This window comes from Sphingomonas sp. AC522 (assembly GCF_979258125.1).
In genome coordinates this window covers 3,152,243-3,172,026 of sequence record NZ_OZ409836.1, presented here as the reverse complement: position 1 = coordinate 3,172,026, position 19,784 = coordinate 3,152,243, and the positions used below count along the sequence as shown (strand labels likewise).

The window sequence follows — 19,784 nt, the reverse complement described above, 5'->3', positions numbered from 1 at the left end:
GCATCCCCAAGAGGGGCTTCCATGACGCATGCCATCGCCGCGATCATCCTTGCCGCAGGCAAGGGCACGCGGATGAAATCCGATACCCACAAGGTGCTGCATCCGATCGCTGGCCGGCCGATGCTGATGCACCTGATCGATAGTTTCGACGCCGCCGGCGCGACCGAACGCGTCGTGGTGGTGGGGGCGTTGCGCGAGCAGGTCGAGGCCGCAGTTGCGCCGCTGGGCGTGCGCATCGCAGTGCAGGAGGATCAACTCGGAACGGCGCACGCCGCGCTCCAGGCCAAGGAGGCGCTGGCAGGTTTCGAAGGCATTGCCGTTATCGCTTTTGGCGACGTGCCGTTCCTCAGAACCGAGACGATTCTTCGCATGGTCGAGCGCCTCGAAGGACCCGACCATCCCAAGGTAGTCGTGCTTGGCTTCCGGCCCGAGGATCCGGCAGCCTATGGCCGCATCGTCGCCGACAGCGACACCCGCATCCTCGCAATGGTCGAGTATAAGGACGCCACTCCTGTGCAGCGCGCCGAAAGGCTGTGCAACTCGGGCGTGATGGCCGTGCGCACAGCCGATCTCTGGCCGCTGCTTGAACGCGTCGGCAACGACAATGCGGCAGGCGAATATTATTTGCCCGACATCGTCATGCTCACGGTTCAGGATATGGACCGTTCGGTGGTGATCGAGGCAAGCGAGGCCGAAGTGCTCGGGATCAACAGCCGCGCCGAACTGGCCGGCGCCGAGCTCGTCTGGCAGCGCCGCCGACGCGTGCAGGCAATGGACGACGGCGTGACGCTGATCGCGCCCGAGACGGTCTGGTTCTCGCACGATACCAGGCTCGGCCGCGATGTGCTGATCGAGCCCAATGTCTTTTTCGGCCCCGGCGTCGATATTGCGGACCGCGTGACGATCCGCGCCAACAGCCATATCGAAGGCGCGACGGTGATGTCGAAGGCCGAGATAGGGCCTTTCGCGCGCCTGCGCCCTGGCGCAGTGATGGAGCAGGGCTCGAAGGTCGGCAATTTCGTCGAGATGAAGAAGTCGGTGCTCGGCCCGGGCGCCAAGGCCAATCACTTGACCTATCTCGGCGACGCCAAGGTGGGGGCAGGCGCCAATATCGGCGCGGGCACGATCACCTGCAATTACGATGGTTTCTTCAAATACGGCACCGAGATCGGCCACGGCGCCTTTATCGGATCGAACAGCGCGCTGGTCGCGCCGATCAAGATCGGCGACGGCGCGATCGTTGCGGCAGGATCGGTGGTGACGCGCGATGTCGAGCCCAATGCGCTCGCGGTCGCCCGCGCCAAACAGGAAATAAAGCCCGGCTGGGGGCACCGCTTCCGCGAGGCGATGAAAGCTAAGAAGGCTGCAAAGTAATGTGTGGTATCGTTGGAATTGTCGGGACGGGGGACGTTACGCCGCGGCTGTTCGAAGCGCTGACGCGCTTGGAATATCGCGGTTATGACTCCGCCGGCATCGCCACCCTCAATGGCGGCGAGATCGACCGGAGGCGGGCCGAGGGCAAGTTGTTCAATCTCGGCGCGCGCCTCGCTGAAAACCCGCTCCCCGGCCATATCGGCATCGCGCACACGCGCTGGGCGACGCATGGTGCGCCGACCGAGGATAATGCCCACCCACACATCGTCGGCGACGTCACTATCGTCCACAATGGCATCATCGAGAATTTCAAGCCGCTCCGCGATGCGCTGATCGCCGAGGGCCGCGAGTTCAAGTCGCAGACCGACACCGAAGTTGTCGCGCACCTCGTCGATCGCGAACTCAAGGCCGGCAAGGCCCCACGCGACGCCGTCGCCGCGGTGCTGCCACAGCTCCACGGCGCCTTCGCCGTCGCCTTCTTGTTCCGCAACGAGCCCGACATGCTGATCTGCGCCCGCCTCGGTGCGCCGCTCACGGTCGGCTATGGCGAGGGCGAGAATTATCTTGGCTCGGACGCGCACGCGCTTGCCTCGCTGACCCAGCGCATCGCCTATCTCGACGAAGGCGACTGGGCGGTCGTCACCCGCGAGAGCATTGAAGTGTTCGACCGCGACAACAATCCTGTCGAGCGCCCGATTGTTGAATCCGGCGCCACCGCCGAAGCGATCGACAAGGGCAACCACGCCCATTTCATGCTCAAGGAAATTTACGAGCAGCCGGTCGTCGTCGCGCAGACGCTGGCATCGTATATCCGCCCGGTCGAGCAGATGGTCGCCATGCCCAACATGGATTTCGACCTCTCCAAGATCGAGCGCGTCGCGATCGTCGCATGCGGCACGGCCAGCTATGTCGGCATGATCGGCAAATATTGGATCGAGCGCTTCGCTCGCCTGCCGGTCGAAGTCGATGTCGCGTCCGAGTTCCGGTACCGCGATCCGGTGCTGCTGCCGCACACACTCGGCGTCGTCGTTAGCCAGTCGGGTGAGACCGCCGATACGCTCGCCGCGCTGCGCCACATGAAGGCCAATGGCGTGACCACCGCGGGCATCATCAACGTACCTACCAGCTCGATGGCGCGCGAAGTCGATCTCCTGCTCTCGACGCATGCCGGACCTGAGATCGGCGTCGCCTCGACCAAAGCATTCACTTGCCAACTCAGCGTCATGGCCGCGCTCGCAGTCAATCTCGCGCGCGCGAAGGGGCTGATGCCGCCAAGCGAGGAGCGCGAGATCGTCCGCCACCTGATCGAGGCACCCGCCGCGATCAACGCCGCGCTGTCGCACGATGAAGAGATCCAGGGGATGGCGGGGATGATCGCCGAGGCCCGCGACGTGCTCTATCTCGGCCGCGGCCCCGATTACCCGCTAGCGCTGGAAGGCGCGCTCAAGCTCAAGGAAATCAGCTATATCCACGCCGAAGGCTATGCCTCGGGTGAGATGAAGCACGGGCCGATCGCACTGATCGACGATCTGGTGCCGCTGATCGTTCTCGCTCCCTCGGGCCCGCTTTTCGACAAGACCGTGTCGAACATGCAGGAAGCCAAGGCCCGCGGTGCCCGCGTTGTGCTGATTTCGGACGCCGAGGGTCTGGCGCTCGCCGGGGATGATGCCGAGGCAACTATCGAGATGCCGAGCGTCCACCCGTTGATCGCGCCGCTCGTCTATGCCGTGCCGGTGCAGTTGCTCGCCTATCACGTTGCAGTCGCCAAGGGCACGGACGTCGATCAGCCGCGCAACCTGGCCAAGTCGGTGACCGTAGAATAACGCTCAGGGGCGCCATTCCATCGCGCGGTGGAAAGGCGTCACTTCACCGCAGTCGACGAAACCCAGTCGCTGATACAAGGCCAGCGCGCTCGGATTGGTGGTCGCGACCGTCAGGGTGACGGAGGCGGCGCTGGCTGCGCGTGCGCTAGCCTGCACCCATTGGATGAGGGCGGCACCGATTCCTTGTCCGCGCACCTCTACCCCAACGATGATGTCGACCACCCGCCAGTTCCTGCTCTTGCGATCGAGCGTTAGCCGGCCGATGTCGCGCACCTTGTCGTCCGCTGCCCGCGTCACGATCCAGAAGTCGCCGCGCGCGAAGCGGCGGACATAGTCTCGGTGCTGGAGCGCGAACTGGCTGTCGCAGAACGCCGCTTTCTCGGTCGGCGACCAGGGCGCGGCGATAAGCTCGGGCGCGCGCATTTCGGCATAGAGCCGGCGTAGAAAGCCGAGATCGGCCTGTACTGCGGGGCGCAGCCCAATTCCCAAAGGGGCGAGCTTGAGTAGAGGCGGGCAGGGGCGCCTCGCTGCCGGAAAGGGCGGCAAAACTATCGCGTCCATTGCGGCCCGTTACCCCCGTGCATCCCTGGCTGCCCCTTCCCAACGCCGCCCCGCCCCGGCACTGTGCCAACGCAAATCGGCCGGCGAAAGCCGGGAGTGGAGGACGATCATGATATTGCTGACGCCGGAGGATTTCGATCCCTGGGTGGGGAAAAAGGTGCGGGTCAACACGCTGCCCCGACCAGTGGAAGTGGTGCTGGAGCGAGTTGAGCGGCACGGCGCGCTCAAGGGCTTTGACGTGCGCGAGCCATTTTCGCTGTTTTTCGATTCGCCGCTCGCAGTGGTGCTCATGGACACCAGCTATGAATTCGATTGCGGCAAGGGCGGGCCGTACGAAATGCTCATCACCCAGCTTCAGCCGTCGCAGACGCATCGTCACTATCAGGCGTTGTTCTCGTGAAGTGATAGCAAAGGCCGGCCTCGCGAGATAGCGTGGCCGGCCTTCGTTGTTCGCAATCAGGGGTCAGTTGCGCGACGGGAAGATTCCCTGCAGCGCAATGATATAGTTGATCCCCAAATAAGGCTGCATGATCGGGAGCGGCTGGCTCCCCCCGTTCGCGCCCACCGTCACAGTGCCGCCCCCGCCGCCGCCGGAAAGGCTCAGGCCGCCGAGGTTGACCGGCGTCGTGCCGGTGCTTCCGGCGGGCACATACAGCGTCGGCTCGATGGTCGCGCCGGGGTCATAGTTGACGCCGAGGAAACAGCCATCGGTGGGTGCCCCGGTCTGCGATCCGATCGCACCGGTCATCGCCTGCATCGTCCCGGTCACTGCGCCGCCGCCAGAAGGCACAAAGGTCGCGGTGTGATTGTGCATCGGCATCTGGTTGATGCTGATCGTGGTGGAGGGCACGCCCGCTATCTCACCCGTCTGAACGGGCGGCAGGCCCGGTCCCTGCTGTCCCTGCTGCGCGCCGACGATCGTGCGGCCCCGCAAATCCGGGAGCGAGAAGGTCGTCACCCCATCGCCACCATAGGTGGTCCCGAGCAGCGAAAACAAAGCGCTGTTTTGAGCAATGGACAATAGCTGCCCGCTGCAAAACATCCAGCCACGCGGGGCGTAGTTGAAGCCGACGGGCAAAATTACCCCCATAAAAACTTCCATGGTCGAGTCCCTCCCACTTGTGAAAAGCAGGGGGATGCTAAACCAAAAAAATCATTTCGTTAGCCGATGCGTCCATAATGGTCCGATTTGTAAAAATGTAAGAGGAATTGACCGAGGGTCTTAGGTGCAATGTAAATAAACGATAAAGCTGTGCAGCTTTATTTAGGGACATATGGCAGGTTTAGTGCGAATTCGACCTATTGATCCTTAGCGATCAAGCGGATAGGCCCGCTGAATCAGCCGGGGGGCGTTTAATGGTTGCCGTCGATTCGCGTATTGGTAGTTTCTTGAGCCGAATTGGCCGATCGGGAACCGCCACCACTGACGCCGCCTTGCGAAAGGTGGCGGCGATTGCCGGTGCCGCGGCGCGCTATGTGCCTCGCGCGGCGCTGATCGCAGGCGCGGCATTGGCGCCGACTGCCGCAATGGCATCGCCAGGCTGTGACGCTATCGCCGCCAGCCCCACAACCTATACCGACATGGCGGCGACTTGGACCAATGGCACGGGTAACGCCTTTGTATTTGTGCCCACCAACGTTACTGCGATTCCCAATGCTACGGCGAATTTCGTCAGCGGCGATCAGGTTGTCTACGAATATTCGGTGAACCCCCTAGCGACCGCGGCTGTTCAATATTCTGCCACGGGTAGCGGCGCCAATACGGCTATCGTTTCGGGACAGACGAGTTCGGGCAGTGGAACGTTCGCCGCCCCTGGGAACGTCGCGCGGCTACGCGGCGCTTCGACTGCGCCGACCTCAGGCAATGCCAATTCCACCGTCCGCTTCACTTTCTATTGCCAGGTGGTCACCACCCAGGCCGTTCCCAGCATATCGGTGAACGCCGGGACTGCTGTGAACGCGTTTCCCGTCACCGCGGTCTATGGCAAGGGCGCCCGCACCTACACGCTTTCGGGCGGCACGCTGCCGACCGGCATGTCGTTCAACACGAGCACCGGTGAGCTGAGCGGCACCCCCACGACGGGCATCCCCACTACAACGTTCACGGTCACTGTCACGCACCTGGGCACGGGCAGTTCGTCCAAAACGTTTACACTCCGGGTTGTCGCGCCGGCGGTGACGGGGGTAAACCCCAATACCGGGCGTACTGCGGGCAGCACTCCGGTCGTGATCACCGGCACCGACTTCGACAGCGGCTCGTCCGTCCAGTTTGGTGGCACTCCTGCTCTCAGCTTCGTCTATAACAGCTCCACCCAGATGACCGCCACATCCCCCGCCCATGTAGCGGGCACGGTCAATGTTACGGTTACGACTTCGAGCGGTGCCGTCAGCCCGACGGCCACCGCGAACCAGTTCACCTATGCCGATCCGACGCTGGGCGTGACGATGACGCACAGCGGCAATGCCGTGCGCGGCCAGACGCTGACCTACACGATCACGCCAAGCGCGACGGTCGCCAATACTTCGGGCACGGTGACTGCAACGTGGAGCTTGCCGGGAGGGCTCACGTATAACCCGACCACATCGGGCACGGGTTGGACCTGCGGAAGCACCAACTGCACTTCGACCGATGCGATCACCGCGGGTTCGAATGGCAACCCGATCTCGCTCGTCGTCAATGTCGGTCAGTTCGCGCCGAATACGCTTGCATCCAATCCAAGCGTGAATCTGTCGGGTGGCGGGGCGCCTAGTCCGGCGACTGCCAGCGATCCGACGACGGTCTGGTCGCAGGGGCCGAGCGCGTCCATCAGCCTGGGGCAGAGTTCGATCGCCGCAGGTACCCAGAGTCTCGCAACGGTCACCCTGACCAATCCGAACGCAGTCTCCCAGGCAGGCGTGGGCAACACGATCAGCTTGCCGGCCAATCTGGTGGTCGGTTCGACTGCCGGCACGAATGGGTGCGGGGGCGTGCTGTCAGCTTCCGCAGGTTCGGGAACGGTAACCCTGAGCGGGGGCGCGCTGGCAGGCTCGGCGACCTGTACCTACAGCTTCAACGTTACTTCGAACACGCCGGCCGCATATCCTGTACCGACCGGAACGCCTTCTGCGGCCAATTCGGCCGCCGGCAGCGGCGGCACTGCCACATCGCTGACGGTCACTGCCTCTGCGGACGCCGATCTGTCGGACCTGGTGCCTTCGCAGGGCACGCTGACCCCGGCCTTCGCCGCAGGCACGACCAGCTATACGGCTTCGGTCGCCAATGCCGTGACCGCGCTAAGGGTCACGCCGACCACCGCATATTCGGGCGCTACCGTCACGGTGAACGGCGTGGCCGTTCCTTCAGGTACGCCCTCGGGCCTGATCGCGCTGTCTGTCGGCGCCAACATCATCACCACCGTCGTAACGGCGCAGGACACCACGACCACGCGCACCTATACGACCACGGTTACGCGCGCGGCGTCCAACGTCTCGACCCTGTCTAACCTGACGCTGTCTTCGGGCACCCTGAACCCCGCCTTTGCAAGCGGCACCACCAGCTATACGGCGTCGGTCGCCAACGCGACGACCTCGATCACCGTCACGCCGACGGTTACTCAGGCCAATGCCACCGTCACGCTCAACGGGGTCGGGGTCACTTCGGGTTCGCCCTCGGGCGCGATTGCGCTCGCGGTGGGCGCGAATACGATTACTACTGTGGTCACCGCCCAGGACGGCACGACGACCAGCACTTACACGACCACGGTCACGCGCGCGGCGTCGAACATCTCGACCCTGTCTAACCTCACCCTGTCTGCAGGTACGCTGAACCCCGCCTTCGCCAGCGGCACCACCAGCTATACGGCGTCGGTTTCCAACGCGACGACTTCGATCACCGTCACGCCGACAGTGTCTCAGGCCAACGCCACCGTCACGGTCAACGGCGTCTCGGTTACATCCGGCTCGCCCTCGGGTTCGATCGCGCTTGCGGTCGGCGCGAACACGATCACCACTGCCGTCACTGCGCAGGACGGCGCGACGATCAGCACCTATACGGTGACAGTCACGCGGGCCGGCTCGAACGTTTCGACGCTGTCGAACCTGACGCTGTCCTCAGGCACGCTGAACCCGACCTTCGCGAGCGGCACCACCAGCTATACTGCGGCGGTTTCCAACGCGACGACTTCGATCACCGTCACGCCGACGGTAACCCAGGCCAATGCCACCGTTACCGTCAACGGGGTCACGGTCACTTCGGGTTCGCCCTCGGGCTCGATTGCGCTGGCGGTGGGCGCCAACACGATCACTACGATCGTGACGGCGCAGGACGGTACCACGACCACCACCTACACGACCACGGTCACGCGTGCGGCATCCAGCGTTTCGACGCTGTCGAACCTGACGCTGTCATCAGGCACGCTGAACCCTGCGTTCGCCAGCGGCACGACGAGCTATACGGCGTCGGTCGGCAACGCGACGACATCGATCACCGTCACGCCGACGGTTACTCAGGCCAATGCCACCGTCACGGTCAACGGGGTCGGGGTCACTTCGGGTTCGCCCTCGGGCGCGATTGCGCTCGCGGTTGGCGCGAACACGATCACCACGGTGGTCACCGCTCAGGACGGCACGTCGACCAGCACCTACACGACTACGGTCACACGCGCGGCGTCGAACGTCTCGACCCTGTCGAACCTTACGCTGTCTGCGGGTACGCTGAACCCCGCCTTCGCCAGCGGCACCACCAGCTATACGGCGTCGGTCCCCAATGCGACGACTTCGATCACCGTCACGCCGACAGTGACTCAGGCCAACGCCAGCGTCACGGTCAACGGCGTCTCGGTTACATCCGGCTCGCCCTCGGGTTCGATCGCGCTTGCGGTCGGCGCGAACACGATCACCACTGCCGTCACCGCCCAGGACGGCACGACGATCAGCACTTACACTGTAACGGTCACTCGCGCGGTCGCTCCGCCGACCACGCCCAGCTTCACGCACGGCTCGATCGTTCCGTACAATGACGGCAGCAATCAGCCTTACAGCTTCAATCTCTCGAGCCTGGTCACTGGCGGCACGCCGACCAGCTATGCGGTAGGCTCGGCGACGACTGGGCAGGGCGGCTCGGTCAGCATCGACAATAGCGGGCAGGTGACCTTCACTCCGCCCGCCGGCTATCGCGGGAACGATACCTTCACTTACACCGCGACCAACGGCAGCGGCACGTCCGCGCCTGGAACGGTAACGCTCACGATCGGCGATCCGACCTTCTCGGGAAGCGTCACGGGCAGCGGCACGCGCGACACCGCGCTTGTAGGCGTCTCTGTGGTGATCACGGGCGGCCGGGCGAGCTACACTTGCGGTTCGCTTGGCGCCGGCGCGCTGCCCCCAGGCACCCAGCTCAACGGCAATTGCACGATCACCGGCACGCCGAGCGTTGCCGGCACCTTCAATTTCACTGCCTCGATCTCCGATAGTTCGACCGGCACCGGTCCCTTCATCGGGTCGAGCGGCGCGCTGCAACTCGTCGTGGCGATCCCGCCTGTAACGATCAATTCGGCGGCGCCCACGGGCACTGCGGTCGGCGCGGCTTACAGCCAGACGAACACGGCTTCGGGCGGCACGCTGCCTTACAGCTACAATGTCGCGTCCGGCTCGCTGCCGCCGGGCACGGGCCTCTCCGACACGACCGGTCTGGTCAGCGGCACGCCAACTGTGGCGGGCAATTACACCTACGCGATCCGCGTGAACGACAATAACGGGAACGGCGCGCCCGTCGTCGGCACCACCATCAACGTCACGATCGCCAAGGGCACGCAGACGCTCACCTTCGGCACGACCCCGCCGGTCTCGCGTCCGGTAGGCGCCACCTATACGGTGACCGCGAGCTCCAACTCTTCCCTCCCAGTTGCGTTGACGATCGATGCCTCGGCAACGGCCTTCTGCTCGATCTCGGGCGGTGTCGTGTCGTTCAACGGCGTCGGCACTTGCGTGATAAACGCCAACCAGGCGGGCAATTCCAACTGGAATCCGGCAACGCAAATCCAGCAGAGCTTTGCGATCACTCAGGCGACGCAGTCGATCAGCTTCACTTCGACTGCGCCGAGCGGCGCCACCGTCGGTGGCGCTACCTATACGCCGACGGCCACTGCCACCTCCGGCCTGCCTGTTGCCTTCACGATCGCCGGTTCGTCGAGCACGATCTGCACGATCTCGGGCGGGACTGTCAGCTTTATCGGTGTCGGCAATTGCGTGATCAACGCCAACCAGGCCGGCAACGCCAATTACACCGCGGCCCCCCAGGTGCAGCAGACCATAGCCATCGCCGCACCCACGATTGCGGTGAGCCCAGCCAGCCTGCCGAACGCGACGGTCGCCACTGCCTATAGCCAGGCGATTTCGGCCAGCGGCGGCACCGCGAGCTACAGCTTTGCAGTGACCTCGGGCGCCCTGCCTGCCGGGGTGAGCCTCGCCTCGAATGGCGCGCTGACTGGCACGCCCGCGGCGGGCGGCAGCTTCACTTTCACCGTCACGGCGACCGACAGCTCGGCGGGGGCCGGCGGACCTTATTCCGGTTCGCGTGCCTACACGCTGCTGGTCAACGCTCCGACGATCCTGATTGCGCCCGCATCGCTTCCGAATGGGTCGATCGCATCGCCCTATTCGCAGGCCATCACGGCAAGCGGCGGCACCGCAGGTTACAGCTTCGCGGTAACTGCAGGTGCATTGCCTGCCGGCATCACCTTGGCCGCCAACGGCACGCTGAGCGGCACGGCCACTGCGGGCGGCACATTTAACTTCACGGTCACTGCAACCGACAGTTCGACCGGAACCGGTGCGCCGTATAGCGGCTCGCGCGTTTATGCGCTGACGATCAATGCGCCAACGATCACGATTGCTCCGGCTTCGCTGACCAACGCTACGATCGGGACGGCCTATTCGCAGGCGATCACCGCCAGTGGTGGCACTGCCGGCCATACCTTTGCAGTTAGCGCGGGTGTGCTTCCCGCCGGCATGACGCTCGCGGCTAACGGCACGCTGAGCGGAACACCGACGGCTGGTGGCACCTTCAACTTCACCGTCACTGCGACCGACAGTTCGGGCGGCAGCGGACCCTATTCAGGCTCGCGGGCCTACGCGCTCACGGTCGATGCGCCGACTATCGCAATCGCGCCTGCCTCGCTCAACAATGCGACGGTCGGATCGGCTTACTCGCAGGCGATTACCGCCAGCGGTGGCACCGCGGGCTATAGCTTCGCAGTCACGGCGGGCGCGCTCCCCGCGGGCGTGACGCTCGCGGCCGATGGCACGCTGAGCGGTACTCCCACGTCGGGGGGCACGTTCAACTTCACCGTTACTGCGACTGACAGTTCGACCGGCGCTGGCGCTCCCTTCACGAGCTCGCGCGCTTATGCTCTGGTAGTCAATGCCCCGACCATCGCCATTTCGCCCGCTTCGCTGAACAACGCGACCGTCGGCACGGCCTATTCGCAAGCGATCACCGCCAGTGGTGGGACCGCGGGTTACAGCTTCACTGTCACTGCAGGCGCATTGCCTGCTGGCATGACGCTGGGTGCCAACGGCACACTGAGTGGCACGCCGACGGCAGGCGGCAACTTCAACTTCACCATTCGCGCGACCGACAGCTCGACCGGCGCGGGAGCGCCGTATTCGGCCTCGCGTGCCTACGCACTCACGGTCGCCGCGCCGGTGATGACGCTCGCCCCGGCAACGCTGCCCAATGCTGCGATCGCTACCGCTTATTCGCAGGCGATCACTGCCAGCGGCGGCACGCCCACTTACAGCTACGCCATCACGGCGGGCGCACTGCCCGCGGGTGTCAGCCTCTCCGCCAGCGGTACGCTGAGCGGCACGCCAAGCGCTGGCGGCACGTTCAATTTCACCATCACTGCGACCGATAGCTCGACGGGCGCCGGCGCTCCTTATTCGGTCGCGCGCGCTTATGCCGTGACCGTCGATGTCCCGACGATCCAGATCGCGCCGGCCACGCTTCCGGGCGGTACGGTCGCGACGGGCTACAGCCAGGCCCTCACTGCCACTGGCGGCACTGCCGGCTATGGCTTCGCCGTCACCGCTGGCGCGCTGCCTGCGGGCATAACGCTCGCCGCAAACGGCACGATCGCCGGCACGCCGACCGTCACCGGCACGTTCAATTTCACGGTAACCGCCACCGATTCCTCGACTGGCACCGGGCCGTATACGGGCTCGCGCAGCTATGCCTTGGCGATCGCGCAAGGCACGCAGACCGTCGCCTTCACTTCGGCTGCGCCCGCATCGGCGACGGTAGGAGGGGCGACCTACACGCCGGCTGCGACCGCCACTTCTGGCCTCACCGTCGCCTTCACGATCGATGCCGGTTCCTCAGGCGTCTGCACGATCTCGGGCGGCGTGGTGAGCTTCATCGGCGCGGGCAATTGCGTGATCAATGCCAACCAGGCCGGCAATGCCAGCTATGGCGCGGCGCCCCAGGTCCAGCAGAGCTTCACGGTTGCCAAGGTCAATCAGACCATTAGCTTCACCTCGGCTGCCCCCGGCAGTGCCTCGGTGGGTGGAGCGACCTACATGCCGACCGCGACAGCGACCTCCGGCCTTGCCGTCACCTTCACGATCGACGCCGGTTCCTCGGGCGTCTGCACGATCGCGGGAGGAGCGGTGAGCTTCACCGGGACCGGCACCTGCGTCATCAACGCCAACCAGGCCGGCAACACGACCTATAATGCCGCGCCCCAGGTGCAGCAGAATGTCGGCGTCGGCGGCCCGGCGTCGCCCACGGTCGCCACGCCTGCAAATGGCGCGACGGGTCTCAACCCCACGCCGGTTTATTCGGGCACTGCGATCAGCGGCAGCACCGTCACGGTTTATGTCGACGGCGCCAGCATCGGTACGACCATCGCCGCCGGCGGTAACTGGTCGCTGAACGGCAGCGCGCTGAGCCATGGCCCGCATAGCGTCAAGGCGACGGTCACGATCTCGGGCGCGACGTCTGCGGACTCGAATACCAACACCTTCTCGGTCGATGCGCTCGCGCCCAATCCTCCGGTGGTGAGCGCCCCGGCCAATGGTTCGACTTCGACCAACAATATCCCGGTCATCAGCGGCACTGCCGAAGCGGGATCGACGGTCTCCGTCCGGATCGACGGGACCGTCCGCGGCACCGTAACCGCGACGGGCGGCAATTGGACCTTCACCTCGGCGGCGCTCGCCGATGGCCTGCACACTGCCTCGGCGACCGCAACAGACGCCGTGGGCAACGTCTCGGGCGCGTCCAACACCGTAAGCTTCACGATCGACGCCACGGCTCCTGCGGCTCCGGTGCTGACCGGCCCGGCCAACGGCGCCACGGTGAAAACCACGACCCCGGCGATCTCGGGCACAGCCGAGCCCGGCGCGACCGTCACGATCGTAATCGACGGCGCGACTGCGGGCACCGCCACGGCAAGCGCCGAAGGGAATTGGACCTTCGCGCCTGCTGCGCTCGCGCAAGGTGCGCACACCGTGCGTGCGATCGCGACCGATGCAGTGGGCAACGTTTCGCCATCGTCGCCGACGATCAACTTCTCCATCGATTCGCTGGCGCCTGCGGCTCCGGCGATCGCGTCGCCCGCTCAGGGCGTACGCCTCACCGTCAACACCGTGACGCTCAGCGGCACGGCCGAGCCTAACGCGACCGTCAGCGTGACGCTCAACGGAGCCGCTGCAGGCACCACCACCGCCAGCGGCGGCGGCACCTGGACCCTCGCGACCGGCGTTCTGGCCGATGGCGATTATGCCGCCACTGCGACGGCGACCGATGGTGCGAACAATGTCTCGCCGACTTCCGCGACGCGCAACTTCTCAATCGACACGCAGGCGCCAGGCGCTCCGGCAATCACTGCGCCTGCGAATGGCGCGCGCCTTGCCGCCAGTGTCGCGACGATCACCGGAACTGCCGAGACCGGCGCGACCGTCACGATCGTGATCGACGGCGCCACTGCAGGCACGACGACAGCAGCGGGCGGCACTTGGAGCTTTACCAGCGCGGCGCTTGCCGATGGGGCACACACGGCACGTGCGACCGCGACCGACAGCGCGGGTAATGTCTCGCCCTCCTCGGCCACCGTTTCATTCACGGTCGACACCACAGCTCCGCCTGCGCCCGTGATCACTGCGCCGACGAACGGATCCACTATCGCCACCACGACTCCGCTCATCTCGGGCACCGCCGAGGCCAATTCGAGCGTCACCGTACGGATCGATGGCGCAATCGTCGGCACCGTGACTGCAAGCGCGGGCGGCGCCTGGAGCTTCCAGACCGTGACTCCGCTGTCGACCGGCGGGCATACCGCCACGGCAGTCGCGACCGACATGGCGGGCAATGTCTCGCCCGCGGGATCGGTCTCGTTCACGATGGCGCCCGCACCGGTCGCCGCCGACAAGAGCGGCGTCAGCGTCGCCTATAACAGCGCCGGCACCGCGATCGATCTGAGCGGCTCGATCACCGGACTGCACACCAGCATCGCGATCGGCACCGCGCCTGCGCACGGCACTGTGAGCATCGCGGGCGATGTCGTCACTTACACCCCGGCAACCGGCTACTATGGTGCAGACAGCTTCACCTATACCGCGACCGGACCCGGCGGAACTTCGACCCCGGCAAATGTCACGCTCACTGTCGCCACGCCGCCCGCACCTACGGTCGCGGACCGGAACGGCGTCGCCGTCGCGTATAACAGCGCCGGTACGGCTATCGACCTGAGCGCGTCGATCACCGGCGTCCACAGCAGCATTGCAGTGGCTACTGCACCGGCGCACGGCACGGTCAGTGTCGCGGGCAACGTGGTCACTTACACGCCGACGGCTAGCTATTATGGCGCCGACAGCTTCACCTTTACGGCCACCGGCCCTGGCGGCACTTCGGCACCGGCGACCGTGACTCTCAACGTCGCCACGCCCCCGGCGCCCGTTGCCGCGGACAGGAGCGGCGTAGCGGTGGCGTATAACAGCGCCGGAACCGCAATCGATCTAAGCACGTCGGTAACCGGCGTACGCAGCAGCATCGCCATCGGCACCGCACCCGCTCATGGCACCGTCAGCGTTGCGGGCGAGGTCGTCACCTACACCCCGACGGCTGGCTACTTCGGTACTGACAGCTTCACCTACACGGCAACTGGCCCTGGCGGGACGTCGAACGTGGCTACGGTGGGCCTGACGGTCGCAACCCCCGCAGCGCCCGTCGCGGCCAACCGCAGCGGCGTCGCAGTCCCATACAACAGCGCAGGCACCCCGATCGACCTGAGCAGCTCGATCACCGGCGTGCGCACCAGCATCGCCATCGGTACTGCACCGGCTCACGGTACGGTCACCATCGCCGGCGAAGTCGTCACCTACACCCCGACCAGCGCCTACTTCGGAGCCGACAGCTTCACCTACACGGCCACAGGTCCAGGCGGCACGTCCAACGTGGCAACGGTCAGCCTGGCGGTCGCAACTCCTGCAGCCCCCGTCGCGGCGAACCGTAGCGCGGCTGTCCCATATAACAGCGCAGGCACGGCAATCGATCTGAGCAGCTCGATCACCGGCGTACGGACCAGCATCGCGATCGGCACCGCACCGGCACACGGCACGGTCACAGTCGCAGGCGAAGTCGTCACCTACATCCCGACCGCGGGCTACTTCGGTGCTGACAGCTTCACCTATACGGCGACCGGCCCAGGTGGCGCGTCCAACGTCGCAATGGTCAGCCTGTCCATCGCAACGCCGGCAGCGCCTGTTGCCGCGAACCGGAGCGGCATCGCGGTTTCGTACAACAGCGCAGGCACTGCCATCGACCTGAGCAGCTCGATCACCGGCGTACGGACCAGCATCGCCATCGGCACCGCACCGGCGCACGGCACGGTCAGCATCGCGGCCGAGGTTGTGACCTACACGCCGACGGCCGGTTACTTCGGTGCGGACAGCTTCACCTACACGGCCACTGGTCCAGGTGGGACGTCCAACGTCGCGACGGTCAGCCTGACGGTTGCCACTCCTGCAGCCCCCGTCGCGGCGAACCGTAATGTGGCTGTCCCATACAACAGCGCAGGGACGGCAATCGATCTGAGCAGCTCGATCACCGGCGTGCGCACCAGCATCGCGATCGGCACTGCGCCCACGCACGGCACGGTCAGCATCGCGGGCGAGGTCGTGACCTATACGCCCACGGCGGGCTACTTCGGTGCCGATAGCTTCACCTATACAGCCACTGGCCCCGGCGGGACGTCGAACGTGGCCACAGTGAGCCTGACGGTCGCAACTCCGGCAGCGCCTGTTGCCGCAAATCGCAGCGGCGTCGCAATTGCCTATAACAGCGCAGGCACTGCGATCGATCTCAGCAGCTCGATCACCGGTGTGCGTACCGGCATCGCGATCGGCACTGCGCCGGCGCACGGCACGGTCACCGTCGCGGGTGAAGTCGTCACCTACACGCCGACTAGCGGCTACTTCGGTGCAGACAGCTTCACCTACACGGCAACCGGCCCGGGCGGGATGTCGAACGTGGCCACAGTGAGCCTGACGGTCGCAACGCCTGCAGCACCGGTCGCGGCAAATCGCAGCGGCGTCGCAATTGCCTATAATAGCGCGGGCACTGCGATCGACCTGAGCACCTCGATCACTGGCGTGCGGACCGGCATTGCGATCGGCACTGCGCCGGCACACGGAACCGTCACCGTCGCGGGTGAAGTCGTCACCTATACGCCGACTGCCGGCTACTTCGGCGCCGACAGCTTCACTTATACGGCCACCGGCCCCGGCGGGACATCCAACCTCGCGACCGTAAGCCTGACAGTCGCGACGCCGGCAGCTCCCGTCGCGGCGAGCCGTGGCGCTGCCGTCCCATATAACAGCGCAGGCACGGCGATCGACCTGAGCAGCTCGATCACCGGCGTGCGCACCAGCATCGCCATCGGTACTGCACCGGCTCATGGTACGGTCACCATCGCCGGCGAAGTCGTCACCTACACGCCGACCAGCGGCTATTTCGGTGCCGACAGCTTCACCTACACGGCCACAGGTCCGGGCGGCACGTCCAACGTCGCGACGGTCAGCCTGACGGTCGCAACCCCCGCAGCGCCCGTCGCGGCGAACCGTAGCGCGGCTGTCCCATATAACAGCGCAGGCATGGCAATTGATCTGAGCAGCTCGATCACCGGCGTACGGACCAGCATGGCGATCGGCACCGCACCGGCACATGGCACGGTCACCATCGCAGGCGAAGTCGTCACCTACACGCCGACCAGCGGCTACTTCGGAGCCGACAGCTTCACCTACACGGCCAGAGGTCCGGGCGGCACGTCCAACGTCGCGACGGTCAGCCTGACGGTCGCAACTCCTGCAGCCCCCGTCGCGGCGAACCGTAATGCGGCTGTCCCATACAATAGCGCAGGCACGGCAATCGATCTGAGCAGCTCGATCACCGGCGTACGCACCAGCATGGCGATCGGCACCGCACCGGCACACGGCACGGTCACAGTCGCAGGCGAAGTCGTCACCTACACCCCGACCGCGGGTTACTTCGGTGCTGACAGCTTCACCTACACTGCCACCGGCCCCGGCGGGACGTCCAACGCCGCGACGGTGAGCCTCACCGTCGCCACGCCTGCGGCTCCGGTCGCAGCCAATCGTAGTGCCGCGGTCCCGTACAACAGCGCGGGGACGGCGATCGACCTGAGCAGTTCGATCACCGGCGTACGGACCAGCATCGCGATCGGCACTGCGCCCACGCACGGCACGGTTACTGTGGGTGGCGAAATCGTCACCTACACGCCGACGGCCGGCTATTTCGGCGCCGACAGCTTCACCTACACGGCGACCGGCCCTGGCGGCACTTCGAACGCGGCAACGGTGACGATCACTGTCGCCACGCCGCCGCCGCCGACCAACCAGCCCGGCTCGGGCACGGTTGCTGGCTCGTCGTCGATCAACGCCAATAGCAGCGTCGAAATCGACCTCTCGGCGCTGGTTTCCGGCCAGTACGACACGATCTCGATCGAGACGCCGCCGGCGCACGGCACTGTCACGCTGCGCACCGTCGGCGGGGCGGCAACCAATGGCGAGCGCACCACGCTCGCGGTCGGCCGGACCATCGCGACCTATCGCCCGGCGACCGGCTTTGTCGGCACCGACACCTTCACCTTCTACGCGACCGGCCCTGGCGGCAGGTCGTCGGCGGCGGCGATCACGATCAATGTGGTCGGCTCGGTGCCGGTAGCTCAGGCCAAGACGGCCGCGACCGGCGACGGCCAGACGGTGACCGTGGACCTGACCGCGGGAGCGACCGAAGGGCCATTCACCGGCGCGGCAGTCGTCGGCATCAGCCCAGCCAACTCGGCGACCACGCGGATCGTCGATACCGGCACGGGCGCGGCCCGCACCTTCCGCCTCGAAGTCACGCCGAATGCGCGCTACGCCGGCACGGTGACGGTGAGCTACACGCTGACCAACGTCTATGGCACTTCGGCCCCGGCCACGGTCACGGTCTCGGTCACTGCCCGTCCGAACCCGGCCAACGACCCCAATGTCCGCGCGATCAGCGACGCTCAGGCGGAGACCACGCGGCGCTTCGCACGTAGCCAGGTCGCCAACTTCATGCGCCGCACTGAGCAACTGCATGGCGGTGGCGGCCGGACCGAGGCGATGGGCGTCAGGCTCACCTCGCGCGATGGCCGTGGCTTCGTCCAATCGACTCCAGCCTTCGATGCCTCGGCGCTCGAGATCACCGAGCGGATGCGTCCCTCGTCTGAGGATCCCATGCTCGGCCGTGTCGCCAACATGCGCGATCCGCGGGCGAACCGCGCCGATATGCTCGGCACGGTCTCCACGATGAGCGGCACCGGCGACATGCCCAGCATGCCGCGCCGCCGTGGGGCAGTCGCGGGCGCGGCCGGCATCGAGCGGCCGGTGCTTAGCGAGGACTCGCTGGAAGGAAGCGGCGAACGTGCCAATGGATCGATTGCGATCTGGAGCGGAGGCGCGATCGACATCGGCACGCAGGATCAGACCACGCGCCGCTCGAAGATCACCGCGACGACCTCGGGCCTCAGCGCAGGCGCCGACGTCAAACTCTCGGACGGCATGGTGGTCGGCGTGGGCGGCGGCTATGGCAATGATCTGACGCATGTCGGCGGATCGGCGGCTCGGGTCCGCGGCCAGAGCAGCATGTTCGCAGCCTATGCCAGCGTCTCCCCGGGCAACTCGGCCTTTATTGACGGCATGGTCGGCTTCGGCGATCTGAGCTTCAGCACGCGCCGCACGGTTGCGACGCTCAACGTCAACGCAGTGGGCAGCCGTGACGGCCGCTTCACGGTGGGGGCGCTGGCCGCCGGGCTCGACAAGCAAAGCGAAACGGTGCGCTGGTCGGTCTATGGCCGCGGCGAGTTCCTGAAGGCCCGGTTGGGCGCCTATACCGAGAGTGGGGCAGGCCGCTACAATCTGCGCTTCGACCAGCGCGACGTGAACTCGCTGACGGGCACGCTGGGTGCGCGTCTAGAATTCACCGGCGAGACCGGCTTCGCGACGATCACGCCGCGGATCCGCGCCGAGTGGAACCACGAGTTCGCGGATACCGACGCACAGTTGCTCGATTATGCCGATATCCCGGGGGTGGCGCTCTACAGCCTCGAGACCCAGGGCTGGACGCGCGATCAGCTCCAGATCAGTGCGGGCGCGCGCTTCGCCTTCCCGCGGCGCTGGGTGTTCGACATCGAAGCCGGGCTGCGCGGCGGCAGCGGCGAAAAGTCCGGGACGCTGCGGATCCAGATCTCGAAGGAGTTCTAAGGGATCAGCGCCGGGCCCTGATGGGTCCGGCGCGCTTGCCCATCCATTCCTCCCTCGCGAAGCGGGGGTGGGGGACCACGAAGTGGTGGAGGGGGCCTATCCGCGGGCGATGTCGCTTGGGAGTGAGTGAATTACGGCGAGAAAAGCCTGAGCCTGGAGCCGGATTCGTCTCTGTTGGAATCGGCATCCCCGCGAAAGCGGGACCCAGAGCCAGGCAATTTATCGCTCTGTTACTTGGGT

6 protein-coding genes are annotated in these 19,784 nt (G+C 65.8%); 4 read left to right on the top strand and 2 right to left on the bottom strand.

Annotated elements, in window-relative coordinates:
• The first annotated feature begins 21 nt into the window (after positions 1–21).
• Both glmU and glmS read left to right on the top strand, forming a co-directional pair.
• Positions 22–1,374 (top strand): bifunctional UDP-N-acetylglucosamine diphosphorylase/glucosamine-1-phosphate N-acetyltransferase GlmU, encoded by a 1,353-nt coding sequence (gene glmU / locus ACZZZM_RS15760; protein ID WP_463596023.1) that lies wholly within the window; start codon positions 22–24, stop codon positions 1,372–1,374.
• Positions 1,374–3,197: a glutamine--fructose-6-phosphate transaminase (isomerizing) gene (glmS, locus tag ACZZZM_RS15755; protein ID WP_463596022.1), complete on the top strand. Its 1,824-nt coding sequence runs from the start codon at positions 1,374–1,376 to the stop codon at positions 3,195–3,197. Before glmU ends, glmS begins: the two co-directional genes overlap by 1 nt.
• 3 nt (positions 3,198–3,200) lie before the next feature.
• On the opposite strand, the gene ACZZZM_RS15750 is transcribed toward glmS, so the two are convergent.
• Positions 3,201–3,758, bottom strand: coding sequence for a GNAT family N-acetyltransferase (locus tag ACZZZM_RS15750; RefSeq protein WP_463596021.1), 558 nt, complete (start codon positions 3,756–3,758; stop codon positions 3,201–3,203).
• 109 nt (positions 3,759–3,867) lie between these two features.
• Here ACZZZM_RS15750 and ACZZZM_RS15745 point away from each other — a divergent pair, with 109 nt between their 5' ends.
• Positions 3,868–4,158 carry a DUF6916 family protein gene (locus ACZZZM_RS15745; RefSeq protein ID WP_463596020.1) on the top strand — a complete coding sequence of 97 codons (291 nt, stop codon included), beginning with the start codon at positions 3,868–3,870 and terminating at the stop codon, positions 4,156–4,158.
• A 63-nt stretch (positions 4,159–4,221) separates the two neighbouring features.
• Here ACZZZM_RS15745 and ACZZZM_RS15740 read toward each other — a convergent pair whose 3' ends face one another.
• Entirely contained in the window at positions 4,222–4,848 is a 627-nt protein-coding gene (locus ACZZZM_RS15740; protein WP_463596019.1) for a phage tail protein, read from the bottom strand.
• Positions 4,849–5,147: 299 nt separating this feature from the next.
• Here ACZZZM_RS15740 and ACZZZM_RS15735 point away from each other — a divergent pair, with 299 nt between their 5' ends.
• Positions 5,148–19,544, top strand: a complete 14,397-nt coding sequence (locus ACZZZM_RS15735) for a cadherin-like beta sandwich domain-containing protein (RefSeq protein WP_463596018.1) — start codon at positions 5,148–5,150, stop codon at positions 19,542–19,544.
• Positions 19,545–19,784 lie beyond the last annotated feature (240 nt).

Bases quoted from the DNA above. Each gene is read 5' to 3' on its own strand.
- ACZZZM_RS15740 (WP_463596019.1), bottom strand. From the start codon at position 4,848: ATGGGGGTAATTTTGCCCGTCGGCTTCAACTACGCCCCGCGTGGCTGG.
- ACZZZM_RS15750 (WP_463596021.1), bottom strand. From the start codon at position 3,758: ATGGACGCGATAGTTTTGCCGCCCTTTCCGGCAGCGAGGCGCCCCTGC.
- glmU (WP_463596023.1), top strand. From the start codon at position 22: ATGACGCATGCCATCGCCGCGATCATCCTTGCCGCAGGCAAGGGCACG.
- ACZZZM_RS15745 (WP_463596020.1), top strand. From the start codon at position 3,868: ATGATATTGCTGACGCCGGAGGATTTCGATCCCTGGGTGGGGAAAAAG.
- glmS (WP_463596022.1), top strand. From the start codon at position 1,374: ATGTGTGGTATCGTTGGAATTGTCGGGACGGGGGACGTTACGCCGCGG.